This window comes from Paenibacillus nanensis (assembly GCF_003583765.1).
GTDB lineage: Bacteria > Bacillota > Bacilli > Paenibacillales > Paenibacillaceae > Pristimantibacillus > Pristimantibacillus nanensis.
In genome coordinates this window covers 87,309-100,270 of sequence record NZ_QXQA01000002.1, presented here as the reverse complement: position 1 = coordinate 100,270, position 12,962 = coordinate 87,309, and the positions used below count along the sequence as shown (strand labels likewise).

General features: G+C 51.5%; 12 protein-coding genes. All 12 read left to right on the top strand.

What is annotated here, in order from left to right:
• Positions 1-23 precede the first annotated feature (23 nt).
• The 12 genes from D3P08_RS03665 to D3P08_RS03610 all read left to right on the top strand — a co-directional run bounded on the left by D3P08_RS03665 (position 24) and on the right by D3P08_RS03610 (position 12,935).
• Positions 24-914 carry an ABC transporter permease gene (locus D3P08_RS03665; RefSeq protein WP_119598098.1) on the top strand — a complete coding sequence of 297 codons (891 nt, stop codon included), beginning with the start codon at positions 24-26 and terminating at the stop codon, positions 912-914.
• Between the two features lie 12 nt (positions 915-926).
• Positions 927-1,817, top strand: coding sequence for a carbohydrate ABC transporter permease (locus D3P08_RS03660; protein WP_119598097.1), 891 nt, complete (start codon positions 927-929; stop codon positions 1,815-1,817).
• A 179-nt stretch (positions 1,818-1,996) separates the two neighbouring features.
• Positions 1,997-2,188 (top strand): hypothetical protein, encoded by a 192-nt coding sequence (locus D3P08_RS03655; protein WP_119598096.1) that lies wholly within the window; start codon positions 1,997-1,999, stop codon positions 2,186-2,188.
• Between the two features lie 55 nt (positions 2,189-2,243).
• Positions 2,244-2,477, top strand: coding sequence for a hypothetical protein (locus D3P08_RS03650; RefSeq protein WP_119598095.1), 234 nt, complete (start codon positions 2,244-2,246; stop codon positions 2,475-2,477).
• A gap of 221 nt (positions 2,478-2,698) precedes the next feature.
• Entirely contained in the window at positions 2,699-3,652 is a 954-nt protein-coding gene (locus D3P08_RS03645) for a carbohydrate kinase family protein (protein ID WP_119598094.1), read from the top strand.
• Positions 3,653-3,664: 12 nt separating this feature from the next.
• Positions 3,665-5,134 (top strand): sucrose phosphorylase, encoded by a 1,470-nt coding sequence (gtfA, locus tag D3P08_RS03640; RefSeq protein ID WP_119598093.1) that lies wholly within the window; start codon positions 3,665-3,667, stop codon positions 5,132-5,134.
• A 22-nt stretch (positions 5,135-5,156) separates the two neighbouring features.
• Positions 5,157-5,963, top strand: a complete 807-nt coding sequence (locus D3P08_RS03635; RefSeq protein WP_119598092.1) for an alpha/beta hydrolase — start codon at positions 5,157-5,159, stop codon at positions 5,961-5,963.
• 86 nt (positions 5,964-6,049) lie between these two features.
• Positions 6,050-7,756, top strand: coding sequence for a sensor histidine kinase (locus D3P08_RS03630; protein WP_119598091.1), 1,707 nt, complete (start codon positions 6,050-6,052; stop codon positions 7,754-7,756).
• 1 nt (position 7,757) lies between these two features.
• Complete coding sequence (locus D3P08_RS03625; RefSeq protein WP_119598090.1) at positions 7,758-9,347, top strand: helix-turn-helix domain-containing protein; 1,590 nt, start codon at positions 7,758-7,760, stop codon at positions 9,345-9,347.
• 161 nt (positions 9,348-9,508) lie between these two features.
• Entirely contained in the window at positions 9,509-11,044 is a 1,536-nt protein-coding gene (locus D3P08_RS03620; protein ID WP_119598089.1) for an ABC transporter substrate-binding protein, read from the top strand.
• Between the two features lie 65 nt (positions 11,045-11,109).
• Complete coding sequence (locus tag D3P08_RS03615; RefSeq protein ID WP_119598088.1) at positions 11,110-12,030, top strand: ABC transporter permease; 921 nt, start codon at positions 11,110-11,112, stop codon at positions 12,028-12,030.
• 11 nt (positions 12,031-12,041) lie between these two features.
• The gene (locus D3P08_RS03610) at positions 12,042-12,935 is read left to right on the top strand and encodes a carbohydrate ABC transporter permease (protein WP_119598087.1); all 894 of its coding nucleotides are present in this window, start codon (positions 12,042-12,044) and stop codon (positions 12,933-12,935) included.
• Positions 12,936-12,962 lie beyond the last annotated feature (27 nt).

Genomic DNA, 12,962 nt, shown 5'->3' with positions numbered 1-12,962 from the left:
TCGATAGGGAACGGAGGAGCGGCATGCTGGCGAAACTGAAAAAGCAGAAGACTTACCATATGATGCTGGTCCCTGGCGTCATCCTCACTTTTATTTTTAGTTACTTGCCCTTCTATGGGTTGATCATCGCCTTCCAGGATTACAACCCGGGCATGGGCTTTCAATCGCCGTGGTCGGGAATGGAAAACTTCGAGCATGTATTTAATCAGCCGAACTTTGTCCGCACGATCTGGAACACGTTGTATATGTCCTTCTTCAAAATCGTTCTGGGCATAGTTGTGCCGGTATTTTTTGCGCTTTTGTTAAACGAAGTCGCCCGACCGATGATTAAGCGAACGTTCCAGACGCTGGTTTATATCCCGAATTTTCTGTCATGGGTAATCATGGCCGGTATTTTTATCGATATTTTAGGTTCCGAAGGCATCGTGAACACCTTTCTGGGCTTAATCCGCATCGAGCCGGTCTCGTTCCTCGGCAACCCGTCCGCCTTCCCATGGACGATGATCGTGACGGACGTATGGAAAGGCTTCGGCTTCGGCACTGTCGTTTATTTGGCTGCGCTGACGAGCATCGATCCCGGCCTCTACGAGGCGGCGCTTATAGATGGAGCGAACAGGTGGAAGCAGACCGTATACATTACGCTGCCGTTGCTCGCGCCGACTATCGTCCTGATGTCCGTGCTGGCGCTCGGCAATGTCTTAAATGCGGGCTTCGACCAAATCTTCAACCTGTATTCGCCGGTCGTCTATGAGACTGGCGACATTATCGACACCTACGTTTACAGACTCGGCATTCAACAGGCGCAGTATTCGATCGCCACCGCTGTCGGCTTGTTCAAGTCCGTCGTCTCGTGCATTATGGTCGTTCTGTCGTTCGTGCTCGCGAATAAAGTTGCCGGCTACCGCATTTTTTAAGGAGGAGCAAGCATGATTCATGACAAAAGCCTAGGACGCAAATTGTTCCATACGTTCAACTATACGTTTCTGCTCTTGACGTCGCTCTTGTGCGTTCTTCCCTTCATCAATTTGCTGGCCGTCTCCTTTAGCGGAAGCGCAGCCGTCTCCGCCGGCGAGGTCGTCTTCTGGCCCGTCGATTTCACGACATCGGCCTATGAATTCGCGCTGGAAGGCGGCGAGTTCATCCGCTCGCTCTGGATTTCGGTGCAGCGCGTCTTGCTCGGCACAATCGTCAATCTACTCTTGATGGTGCTGACCGCCTATCCGCTGTCCAAGACCAAAGACAAAGTGGCGGGCCGCAACCTGTACATGACGTTTTTCGTTATTACGATGCTGTTCAACGGCGGCCTTATCCCGAGCTATCTGATCGTGGTCGAGACCGGACTCATCGACTCGATCTGGTCGCTCATTCTGCCGGGGGCGCTTCCCGTTTTCAGCATGATCATTCTTATGAACTTTCTTCGCGGGCTGCCGGAAGAGATTGAAGAGTCCGCGACAATCGACGGAGCGGGACCGATGCAGATCTTGGTCCGCATCCTGCTGCCGCTGCTTAAACCCGCGCTTGCGACGGTTGGCCTATTCAGTATTGTCGGACATTGGAATTCGTGGTTCGACGGCATCATTTATATGAACAATCCTTCGAATTACCCGCTCCAAAGCTACTTGCAGACGCTGCTGCTGAGCTTCGAGCAGCTCATGATGAGGGCAGGCCGGGATTATACGCAGCTTCTTGCCATGCTCAACGTCCGGACCGGACGCGCCGCTCAATTGTTTTTGGCGGCCATTCCGATTATGCTGATTTATCCATTCCTGCAGAAATACTTTACGAGCGGGCTTGTGCTTGGAAGCGTAAAAGGTTGAGCGGCAAAGCGGAAGGCAATCGTTAGTCCATTACGTTAAAGTCCTGAAAAATCAGGGCTTTTTTCTTTTTTTTGAGCTTTTTATGAACCATGCCATTCAGGCGGAAATTTTTGACCTTGCAACACGAACGTGTGTTTGGTATATAATAAGAACATACATTCGTAATCGGGGTGGTCAGGGTGGAGAGGTATATCGGCAAAGTCGTGCAGCTCATCTATATCGATCGGCATCGTAACGTAACCATACGCGACGTGCGGGTCTTGTCGGTAAAAGGCGGAAGGATGAAAGGATATTGCTTCTCCGCTCAAGCCATTCGCATTTTCAGCCAGGAGAATGTCGTGGATATAGAGCTTGTCAGACGTCATGCGTAAAAATTAGGCAATAGCCATTCCATCATTTCGCTTTAAAACTATTAGGAGGTAGACGATGCTTACTGATCGCGCGCGGAAAATGCAAAGAATTCTTTTTAATTTGTATCGGCACGAGGCCGTTTATTTAGACCGGCAGCGGCTAGCTTGGATCACGGGTTTATCTGAAGCTGAGATTGACACCGTGATCTATGAGCTGGAAGAGCAAGGGCATGTCGTGCAGAAGGAAGGGCTGCTGCAGGTCATAGAGGGCTGGGAGCACCCCCCTGCGAGAATGCCGAACTTTGCTTGAATGAGACGAATATGTCGGCGAATTATCGATTTAGGCTCGAGTTACGCCCGAAGCCCCGGGAGAAGGGGCTTTTATTTTTTTAGCTCTTTATTTTCATTTCCGCCATTGTCCCGTTTTTTTGAAAATAGTCGCCTGATTTTTTGAAGCGTCTTCGGTTCGGCTTGACTAAACTAAAGTCAGTTAAAATCCGTTAGTACAGAGAACCGGAGGCGCGTACCACAATGAATTTCAACGATAGGCTGAGTTTTGAGGAAAGTCCGAATGACCTCTTAACAATCGGCGAGCTGCTGATCGACATGATTTCCAACGCGTACGATGACAAGAGCATGTCGAGCGGTTATATGAACTATCCCGGCGGATCGCCTGCCAATATCGCAATCAACGCCCAGAAGCTGGGCATCCGTTCCCGGATTGCAGCAAGCGTAGGGGAGGACGGCTTCGGGAATTTTCTATTGGAGAGGCTCCGCATGGAGGGAGCAGGGACGGATCTCATTCAACGCGCGGCCCAATCGACAAGTCTGGTCGTGGTCACAAAGAGCAGGGCGACGCCCGTCCCGATCTTCTACCGAGGAGCGGATGGCATGCTGCAGTATTCGCCGCAGCTCGAACAGGCGCTGCAAAGCTCGAAGATCATCCATTTCTCCTGTTGGCCGCTCTCCGTGTTTCCGGCCCGCCAAGCGATCGAGAGGGTCATTCTCGAAGCAAAAGCACGCGGGAAATGGATCGGTTTCGATCCCAACTATCACCCGATGCTTTGGCAGGATGGCGAAGATGGCGTGCAATATGTAAAGACGATCCTTTCTATTGCCGATATCGTGAAGCCGTCCGAGGATGATGCGGAGCGGCTGTTCGGCCCGGATACGCCGGCGAACCAGCTGGAGAAGTTTCTGAAGCTTGGAGCGAAGCTCGTCATATTGACCCTTGGCAAGGACGGAGCCCTTGTGTCCAACGGGAAAGAGACGAGAGCATTTAAGACGAAGGCAACGGACGTTGTCGATACGACGGGGGCCGGAGACGCCTTTTGGTCCGGTTTCTATGCGGGAGCGATTAAGGGCTATACGCTGGAAGAAGCCTTGGAGCTTGGCTTTGCCGTAAGCGCATATAAGCTGAAACATATCGGGGCCGTCGTCAATCTGCCGCGGCTCGAGGACATAAAGGACCAATTCGACTTATAGGAGGCGGCAACGATGCCCATTCAAAATAAAGTTCAACTTATTACGTACCCGGATTCGATGGGGGGCAATCTTCGTACGCTTAGCGAGCTGCTAAGCAAGTATTTCACCGACATATTCGCCGGAGGGGTGCATATTCTTCCGCCATTCCCTTCCTCAGGTGACCGTGGCTTTGCGCCGCTTACTTATTTGGACATTGAACCGAGCTTCGGAACATGGGACGATATTCGCGAGATCGGGGAGCGGTTCGACGTTTTGGTTGATTTGATGGTCAATCATATATCGAAGCAATCCCCTTATTTCCAGGACTTTCTGGCTAAGGGACGCGATTCTGAGTACGCCGATTTATTCCTGCCGCTTGATAAAGTGTGGGAGGACGGGGTTCCCGTTCAGGAGGACATCGACAAGATGTTTTTACGGCGGCCGAAGCCTTACTCTACCTACCGGATAGGCGAGACCGGAGAAGAAATAAAGGTGTGGACGACGTTCGGAAAGACGGACCCATCCGAGCAGGTTGACTTCGACATCCGTTCGCCGCTAACGAGGCAGCTGCTTCGCTCGTTCTTCGAAAATTTCAAGAGAATGAACGTGAAGATCGTCCGGCTCGATGCGGTTGGTTACGTTATCAAGAAGCTCGGAACAAGCTGCTTCTTCGTCGAGCCGGATATTTACGAATTTCTCGACGAGATCAAGGAGCTGGCGGACTCGCTCGATATCGAGCTGCTGCCAGAGGTTCATGCGCATTACAGCACGCAGTACAAGCTGGCCGAGCACGGCTGCTGGATATATGACTTTATTCTTCCGTATCGCGTGCTGGAGACGTTGGTCAAGCGGTCGAGCACGGAGCTGTACCGGTACTTGAAGGACCGGCCGAGCAAGCAATTTACGATGCTGGATTGTCACGACGGCATCCCGGTCAAGCCGGATATGGACGATCTGATCGACACCTCGGAGGCGAGAGAGCTGGTCGAGCTTTGCGTGGAGAGAGGGGCTAATCTAAGCCTGATCTTATCGGATGAGCATAAAGCGGCCGACGGATTCGACGTTCATCAAATTCGGTGCACGTACTACAGCGCATTAAACGGCGATGACGACGCTTATCTGGCCGCCAGGGCGATCCAGTTTTTTGTTCCGGGCATCCCGCAAGTGTATTATGTCGGTTTGCTTGCCGGAGACAACGATACCGAACGAGCGGCATTGACGGGCGAAGGACGCGAAATTAACCGCCATAACTACACGGTTAAAGAAATTGAAGAGGCGCTGGAGAAGGACGTTGTTCAGCGGCTTCTGAAGCTGATTCGGTTCCGGAATGAATGCGAGGCGTTCAACGGCGAGTTCAGCATGCCGGAAACCCGTGAGAACGAAGTGCGTTTGCGGTGGGCTAAGGGAAAGCTAAGCTGCGAGCTCATGATTGATTTAAATAGCTTCCAATCCATTATTCAATATGTCGATGAGCAAGGTGAAACAATGACTTACCTGGTTTAATCGAATCTTTAGGAGGATACCGATGGCTATATTGAATCTCCATTTCTACTCGCAATGCCTGCGCAGAGAGGTGCCTGTTACGGCACTGATTCCAATGGATTCTCCCGTGCATCCGAAGCAAGAAAATGCGAGCAAGCCGCTCAAGACGCTCTATTTGCTGCATGGCTATTCCGGGACGCATACGGACTGGATCAACTTCTCGCGAATCCGTGAGCTGTCTGACCGGTACCGGATTGCAGTTATCATGCCTTCCGGCGAGAACCATTTCTATGTTGACGATGAGGAAAGAGGAGAGCTGTACGGGGAGTACATCGGAAGCGAACTGGTTAGCTTTACGCGCAAGCTGTTCCCGCTCTCCGATGCCCGAGAGGAGACGTTCATCGGCGGGTTATCGATGGGCGGCTTCGGAGCGATACGGAACGGCTTCAAGTACGCATCCGTGTTCAGCCGGATCATTGCCTTGTCTTCTGCCATCATTCCTTATAAAATCGCTAATATGGAGCCCGGCTTCAAAGACGGAATTGCCGACTATGGGTATTACAGAAGCGTATTCGGCGACTTAGGCTGCCTTTTGGGCAGCGACAAGGATCCCGAAGCGCTGGTTAAGCTGTTGAAGGATAGCGGAAGCGAGCTTCCGGCCCTCTATATGGCTTGCGGTACGGAAGATTTTTTGCTGGATGTGAACCGCAGGTTTCATGAGTTTTTAATCCAAGAGCAGGTCGGCCATGTATATCGGGAAAGCCCGGGGGAACATACTTGGGCATTCTGGAACGATAAAATCGAAGAAGGCTTGAAATGGGCGCTGGAGGAACTTCCGGCACATCCATAATACTTTGTTTCGGCCCCTGACTTCCGATTGTTCAAGATCGGAGTCAGGGGCTTGCTAACTGTCGGATGAAAGGAGCGAGCGCTCGCATGCGCAAGAACGGCATTGCTTTTAGGTTTTCCCTGCAGCTGACCATCATCGTGATCATATTGCTTGCCGTTCTCGTCTTGAGCAATGTGTATTCGCTTGCCGTTGTCAGCCATAACACCATGAATAACGCGCGAAACACGCTCTCGCTTTACCAAGCCAACATTCGAAATGATCTGGGCAGCTTCTCGAAAGATTTGACCGAACTTTTCGAGAACAACGTGGATACGGCGATCGGATTCGAGCAGTTGAACGAAAGCGAACGGTATTTCAAATCCATGCAGCTGAAAAAGGCGCTGATGGCCAAGATGTCCGGCAATGACGCGAGCGATGGGCTGTTTATTCGACTGTCGGAGGACAGTCTGCTTGCTCAGATCGGCTCCCGCGTCGATTCGGACGAGAAGCTCAAGCTGATCGACTTCATCAAGCGGTACGATTTCCCGCCGAATCCGTCCCTGGAGATGGACGAATGGACGGTGCTGGATATACGAGGGATACCTTATCTGTTCAAATATATCACCTATTCGGGAATTACCTTCGGCACGCTTGTCAATGCCGATACTCTCCTGTCTATGGTGAACCTGACCGGCAGCGACCAGAATCAATATGTGCTGAGTGACCGGGAAGGAGCCGTTCTAACGTCGAGCAACGGCAGCCATGAGGCTATACCCGACTTGAAAGAATGGAGCAGCACGTACAAGGGACATTACCTGATCATCTCTGAACCCATCGACGAGTTCGGTCAGATTACGAATCTTGTCGCCAAGCAGAGCGTCTTCTCGAAGCTGAAGATGATACAATGGCTTATCGTTTTGCTCGCGCTCCTATCCGTAGTGGTTGTGCCTCTTGTTCTCCGCAGGCTTGCCAAAGATATATTGAAGCCTGTTCTCGAACTGGTCAAGGCGGCCAAGGAGGTCGAGAAAGGCCAGCAGGAGCTGCAGATTCCCGACGTTACGCATTATTCGCCGGAATTTGCCAAGCTGTTCCATTCCCTTCAGTCGATGGTTCGGGAGATCACGGATCTGAAGATTCAATCCTACGAGGAGCAGATCGAGAGAAGCGCTGCCGAAATCAAATATTTGCAAATGCAGATCCGGCCGCATTTTTTCCTCAATGCGATTTCGACCATAACCAGTCTGTCGTACCAAAATAAAAATGAAGAAATTCGCAGTCTGATTCAGCATCTATCCGAGCATTTGCGGTATATGTTCAAGGTTAGTCTTACCGTTGTTCCGCTGGAGGAGGAAGTCAGGCATGCGGTCAATTACATCCGTATGCAAGAGATCCGGTACCCTGATCAAATCTTTTATATGCTTGAGGTGAAGGAAGACGCCGGCCGCTCGCTCGTGCCGCAGTTCATGATTCATACGTTCATCGAAAATATATTTAAGCACGCGATGTTTTACGGGGAAATGCTGACCATCTATATTCGTGCCGGTATGGAGAGCAGAGACGGCGAGTCATTCGTCAAGATCGTGGTGGAAGACAATGGCGCAGGCTTCTCTCCGGAAGCCCTAAGCAGCTTCTCGTCCTTCGATGAACAGGATAATGGAGCACATATCGGAATTGCCAACGTGCGTAAAACGCTTCGTCTCCTCTATAAGCGGGACGACCTGCTGAAGCTGTCGAGCGGGGAGCCTTCGGGGGCGAGAGTGGAAATGTGGATACCGGCCATGATGACCGATGGAAATACAGACCAGGAGGTGTAGCATGCGCTGCTTATTGATCGACGACGATATGCCAACGGTCGAGGCTTTAATACGGATCGTGAACTGGTCCGACTTCGGGATTCACGAGCTGATGACCGCTTATAACATACAGGATGCCAAAGAGCTGTACGAAGCCAAACGGCCGGACATCATCATTTGCGACATCGAAATGCCGCGCGGCTCCGGGCTCGATATGATTCAGTGGGTCAGGGACCGCGGATATGAAGGCAGCTTTATCTTCTTCACCTGCCACGAGAGCTTCGAGTTTGCTTCCACTGCCATCTCTTATAGAGCCGATGCTTACCTCGTCAAGCCATTGGATAAGTCCAAGCTTGAGGCAGCGGTGCGCAAAGCGGTAGACGTTCAGAAGCAGCACCGGATGCTGGACGAGTACAGCAAGCTTGGCCAGAGCTGGATCAAAAACAAGGACTGGGTGGAAAAAAACTTTTGGCGGGACGTTCTTACGGCGGCGATCTCTCCGAGACTGGACTTAATCCAAAGCGAGATTCGCAAGCGTGAGCTTTCTTTGACGGAGCAGGGGGAGTACGTGCTGTTTCTCGTGACGGTGCCGAAGTCTCAAATCGGGGAACAATGGGATAGCAGCATCTTCCTGTACGCCTTATCCAACCTAGGATCGGAGGTTCTGTTCCAGCAGGTCAACCATGACCGGGTCATTCCGTATCAGACTGACTCGACCTTCTATAATGCCATGATCCTGGAGGGACCCGTCGATGCGGAGCAGCTCCGGGAGAAGGGGGAGCAGCTGATCCGGGCGGGCGGACAATATTTGAAATGCACGATTACATGCTACTTGAGCGAAGGCTTGTCTATCGCGGATTTATCATGCGCAAGGGGAAAATTGGAGCAGCTGGACGCTTCCAATTTGATCTTTCGGGGCAAGGTGCATCGGCAGAATGAGCCGCTCGCTTACGATACGACGGAGCGATACGCCCTTGATATGGAGCGGTTCGAGCTGTTGTTCGTGCAGAAGGAGCAGGTTCAGATCGTCAACGGCTTGAAGAAGGAGCTCGAGACGCTGGCTGCAAGGAAAAAGCTGGATCCGGCTACGCTGCATGCGATCCGGGAAGACTTTCTGCAGGTCGTTTATTCATTGCTCTTAAGGAATCATATTCAAGCGCACCGGCTATTTGCGGACGAATCGATCCAGCAGATGTCCCAGCAGGCCGATAACAGCGTGTTCGACTTCATGAAGTGGGCGCAGGCGATTACGACCCGGACAATCGATTCCATCCGGGACGCGCATAAAGCCGAAAGCGTAGTCGAGAGGGCAAAGCGCTATATTCATGAGAACTTCAAGCAGGAATTAAGCCGCGAGGATGTCGCCGCTCACGTCTATTTGACAGGGGATTATCTCGCGAAGGTGTTCAAATCGGAGACGGGATTGACCATTAAGGAATACCTGAACGATTGCCGGATTCACGCGGCGAAGCAAAAGCTGCTGGAGAGTCAGGCCAGCATTAGCGAAATTGCAATGGAATCCGGTTTTGATACGTTATCCTATTTCTCCACCGTGTTCAAGAAGCTTACCGGCGAAACGCCGATCGCTTATCGCTCGAAGCATAAATCGTAAACCATCGAACTCCGCCCCCGTCTGGGGAGCGGAGTTCGATTTTGCCCGGAGACAGCCCATATATAGTTCTTGTTTTCTAAAAAACAGTTCGTTTTTTTGAAAGTTATTCCCCTGGATAAGCGGTAAACTGAAAGCGAAATCAACGAACAGGAGGCAGCTTGATGAATAAAAAAAAGGGGATAACCGCGTTACTCATGTCAGTGGCGCTCGCCGGGTCATTATTGACGGGATGCAGCAGCTCGAATTCGAACTCCGCATCAAACGGTGACGATTCCGCCAAGGTGGAAGAAATTGTGTTCGCAATGCCGTCGTTTAACCGAATTCCAGATGACCTCAGCAAGGTCACGGACGCAATCAACGCGATTACGGTAGACAAGATTGGCGTTAAAGTCGATTACCGCATTTACGGGCCGGCCGATTACGCGCAAAAGGTCAATCTGGCACTCCAGAGCGGAGAGAAGATGGATGTCTTCACGACCTTGGGCCAATTTTCGAACTATGTGTCGAAAAATCAGGTCGCCCCGCTTGACGAGCTGATCGCGGAGCACGGCAAGGAGATGACCGCGATTCTAGAGAAGGACTTTGGACCGGATTTGCTAAAAGCGACTACGATCAACGGCGAGATTTACGGCATCCCGGTGAACAAAGGAATGGCTTTGCCGATCAACTTCATCTATAACGCCGATATGCTGAACAGCGCGGGTCTTAGCTCCGCCGATATCGAATCGGTGGATGACCTTTCAGCCGTGTTCGAGGCCGTTAAGAGTGCTCATGCGGATGTCGTTCCGTTCGGGCCGATCAACGTGAATCCGAGCGACACGAACCTGGTCAACCTGTTGAAAGGAACGTACAAGGTTGACTTCCTGACGGATTCTTCCGGAGTAGGCGTCGTTGTGGGCGATGACGGCAAAGTCGTCAACTTCTATGAGACGGATATTTTCAAAGACGGTGTACGGATGATGAGGGACTGGTACAACAAGGGCTATCTGCAGAAGGACGCGGCGACAACGACGATTACCTCCATGGAGATGCTCTCTTCCGGCCGTGAATTCTCTTACCTTGGAGGCTACAGCGGGATGGAGATCGGGAAATCGATCAGCGCGCAAACCGGTAGAACTATCGAAGCGAAGCGGATCGCGCCGTTCTACTTCGACACCAGCGCGGTCAATTCCGTCAGCTGGATGGTTTCCAGCACATCCAAGGCGCCGGAGGCTGCCGTCAAATTTTTGAATCTGCTCTACACGGACGAGAAGCTGATCAATACGATTTTGTACGGAGTCGAAGGCGAGGACTACGTGAAGGTGGACGAGCACCACGTCAAGTTCCCGGATGGTAAAGACGCGAACACCGTATCCTATACCGCGATGTTCAGCACGGGCATCGTCGGCTCCGAGTCTTTGCAGTATCAGTTTGAGGGCATCAGCTGGTCCGATATCGAGCTGAAGCTGCGGGAGAACAAGGAAACGGAACGTTCGCCGTACTTTGGTTTTATTTTCGATCAGAATGCGGTAAAAACACAAATGAGCGCCGTTACCAACGTCGTCAATCAGTATTTGCCGGGGCTCGTTACGGGTACGCTTGACCCGGAGGCGATCATTCCGAAGTTCGTGAAGGCGCTGAATGACGCGGGCGCTGCCGATATTATCAAAAGCAAACAAGAACAGCTGGATCAATGGCTGGCAACGCAAGGCAATTAATATGGCATGAAGGAGAATGGAGCCTGCCGAAGGTTCCATTTTCCGTAATGGAGGGGTAAACCGCAATGAAAAACAAACGTTCGAGTGCGCTTAAGAAGACGGCGCCGCTTCTGCTGCTTGCCGCTCCGGGCTTGCTCTATTTTTTAATCAACAGCTATATTCCTATGTTCGGAGTGTTTATTGCTTTCAAGGACGTCAACTATGCCAAAGGAATATTCGGCAGCGACTGGGTCGGCTTCGATAATTTTCAGTTTTTATTCAAGACGACCGATGCCTGGATTATGACGAGAAATACGCTGCTTTATAACCTGGCGTTTATCGTGATCGGAACCATATGCTCGATATTCATCGCAATATTGATGGCGGAGCTGCTGCGCAAGCTGTATTCGAAGCTGTACTTGTCCGGACTGGTGCTGCCTAACCTCATTTCCATGGTCGTGCTGTCCATGCTGGTATTCGCTTTTTTGAACGCCGACAGCGGCTTTATTAACAAGTCGATTCTTGGACCGCTCGGGCTGCCGGAAATCAATTGGTATTCGGAAGCCAAGTATTGGCCGTATTTGCTCGTCTTCATTCAAATGTGGAAGACGGCGGGGTATGGTTCAATCGTCTACTTCGCCTCCATCGCGGGGATCGACAAGAGCATATACGAGGCCGCCAAAATCGACGGAGCGGGCAAGCTGCGGCAGATCCGCACGATTACGCTTCCGCTTCTCAAACCGACGGTCATCGTGCTTGGACTCATGTCGCTCGGCAGAATCTTCAATTCCGATTTCGGCCTGTTCTATCAGGTTCCGCTCAACGCCGGGGCTTTGTACAGCACGACCCAAACCATCGACACGTATGTATACCGGGCTTTGATGCAGCTGAATGACATCGGGATGTCCGCAGCGGCGGGCCTGTACCAATCGCTTGTCGGCTTCGTGCTGGTCCTAGTCGTCAATGCAATTGTTAAACGGGTCAATTCTGAAAACGCTTTGTTCTAGGAGGAATAGCCATGATACAAACAAGAGGGGAAAAAGCTTTCGTCCGTTTCTCCACCATCATGATGGGACTCATCGCGCTGGCTGCCTTCCTGCCCTTCCTTCTCATCGTTATCGCTTCGTTTACGAAGGAATCCAGCTTGCTGAGCGAAGGCTACAGCTTCTTTCCGAAGGAGCTCAGCCTGGATGCCTACATTTATTTGAAGGCGTCCTCATACACGTTCCTCAGAGCCTACGGAGTATCGTTCTTCGTGACGTTCGTCGGTACGGCCGTAGGGCTGCTTATTACAAGCATGCTGGCCTACCCGATGTCGCGAAGGGATTTCAAGTACCATAATACGCTGGCGTTTGTCGTATTTTTTACGATGCTGTTCAGCGGCGGAGTCGTGCCTTCTTACATCATGTGGACGCAATATTTCCATATTAACAATACGATTGCCGCATTGATCATTCCCAACCTGCTGGCGAACGGCTTTAACGTATTGCTTGTCCGGAATTACTTCAAAAACAACGTGCCGATCGATCTCATCGAATCCGCGCAAATCGACGGCGCATCGGAGACGAGAACGTTCTTCAACATTATGCTGCCGCTGTCGGTGCCTGTTCTCGCAACCGTCGGTCTGTTCATGGGGCTCGCATACTGGAATGACTGGATCAACGCCCTTTATTACGTAAGCAAGCCTCAGTACTACGGGATTCAGAATCTTCTCGTGCAATTGATGAACAATATTCAATATTTGAATTCGGGACAAGCGGGCAGCGCGATTGGCGCGGGAGCCGTTGATCTGCCAAGCAGCGCGGTGCGTATGGCCATGGCGGTCCTTGGCATTGTGCCGGTATTGTTCGTGCTGCCGCCGCTTCAGAAATATTTGACGCGCGGCGTTGTGATCGGAGCTGTTAAGGGGTAAAGTTCAACGAAAAAGAAGGGAGTTGAA

Coding starts and splice junctions, on each gene's coding strand:
- D3P08_RS03665 (WP_119598098.1), top strand. CDS start 24: ATGCTGGCGAAACTGAAAAAGCAGAAGACTTACCATATGATGCTGGTC.
- D3P08_RS03660 (WP_119598097.1), top strand. CDS start 927: ATGATTCATGACAAAAGCCTAGGACGCAAATTGTTCCATACGTTCAAC.
- D3P08_RS03650 (WP_119598095.1), top strand. CDS start 2,244: ATGCTTACTGATCGCGCGCGGAAAATGCAAAGAATTCTTTTTAATTTG.
- D3P08_RS03645 (WP_119598094.1), top strand. CDS start 2,699: ATGAATTTCAACGATAGGCTGAGTTTTGAGGAAAGTCCGAATGACCTC.
- gtfA (WP_119598093.1), top strand. CDS start 3,665: ATGCCCATTCAAAATAAAGTTCAACTTATTACGTACCCGGATTCGATG.
- D3P08_RS03635 (WP_119598092.1), top strand. CDS start 5,157: ATGGCTATATTGAATCTCCATTTCTACTCGCAATGCCTGCGCAGAGAG.
- D3P08_RS03630 (WP_119598091.1), top strand. CDS start 6,050: ATGCGCAAGAACGGCATTGCTTTTAGGTTTTCCCTGCAGCTGACCATC.
- D3P08_RS03625 (WP_119598090.1), top strand. CDS start 7,758: ATGCGCTGCTTATTGATCGACGACGATATGCCAACGGTCGAGGCTTTA.
- D3P08_RS03620 (WP_119598089.1), top strand. CDS start 9,509: ATGAATAAAAAAAAGGGGATAACCGCGTTACTCATGTCAGTGGCGCTC.
- D3P08_RS03615 (WP_119598088.1), top strand. CDS start 11,110: ATGAAAAACAAACGTTCGAGTGCGCTTAAGAAGACGGCGCCGCTTCTG.
- D3P08_RS03610 (WP_119598087.1), top strand. CDS start 12,042: ATGATACAAACAAGAGGGGAAAAAGCTTTCGTCCGTTTCTCCACCATC.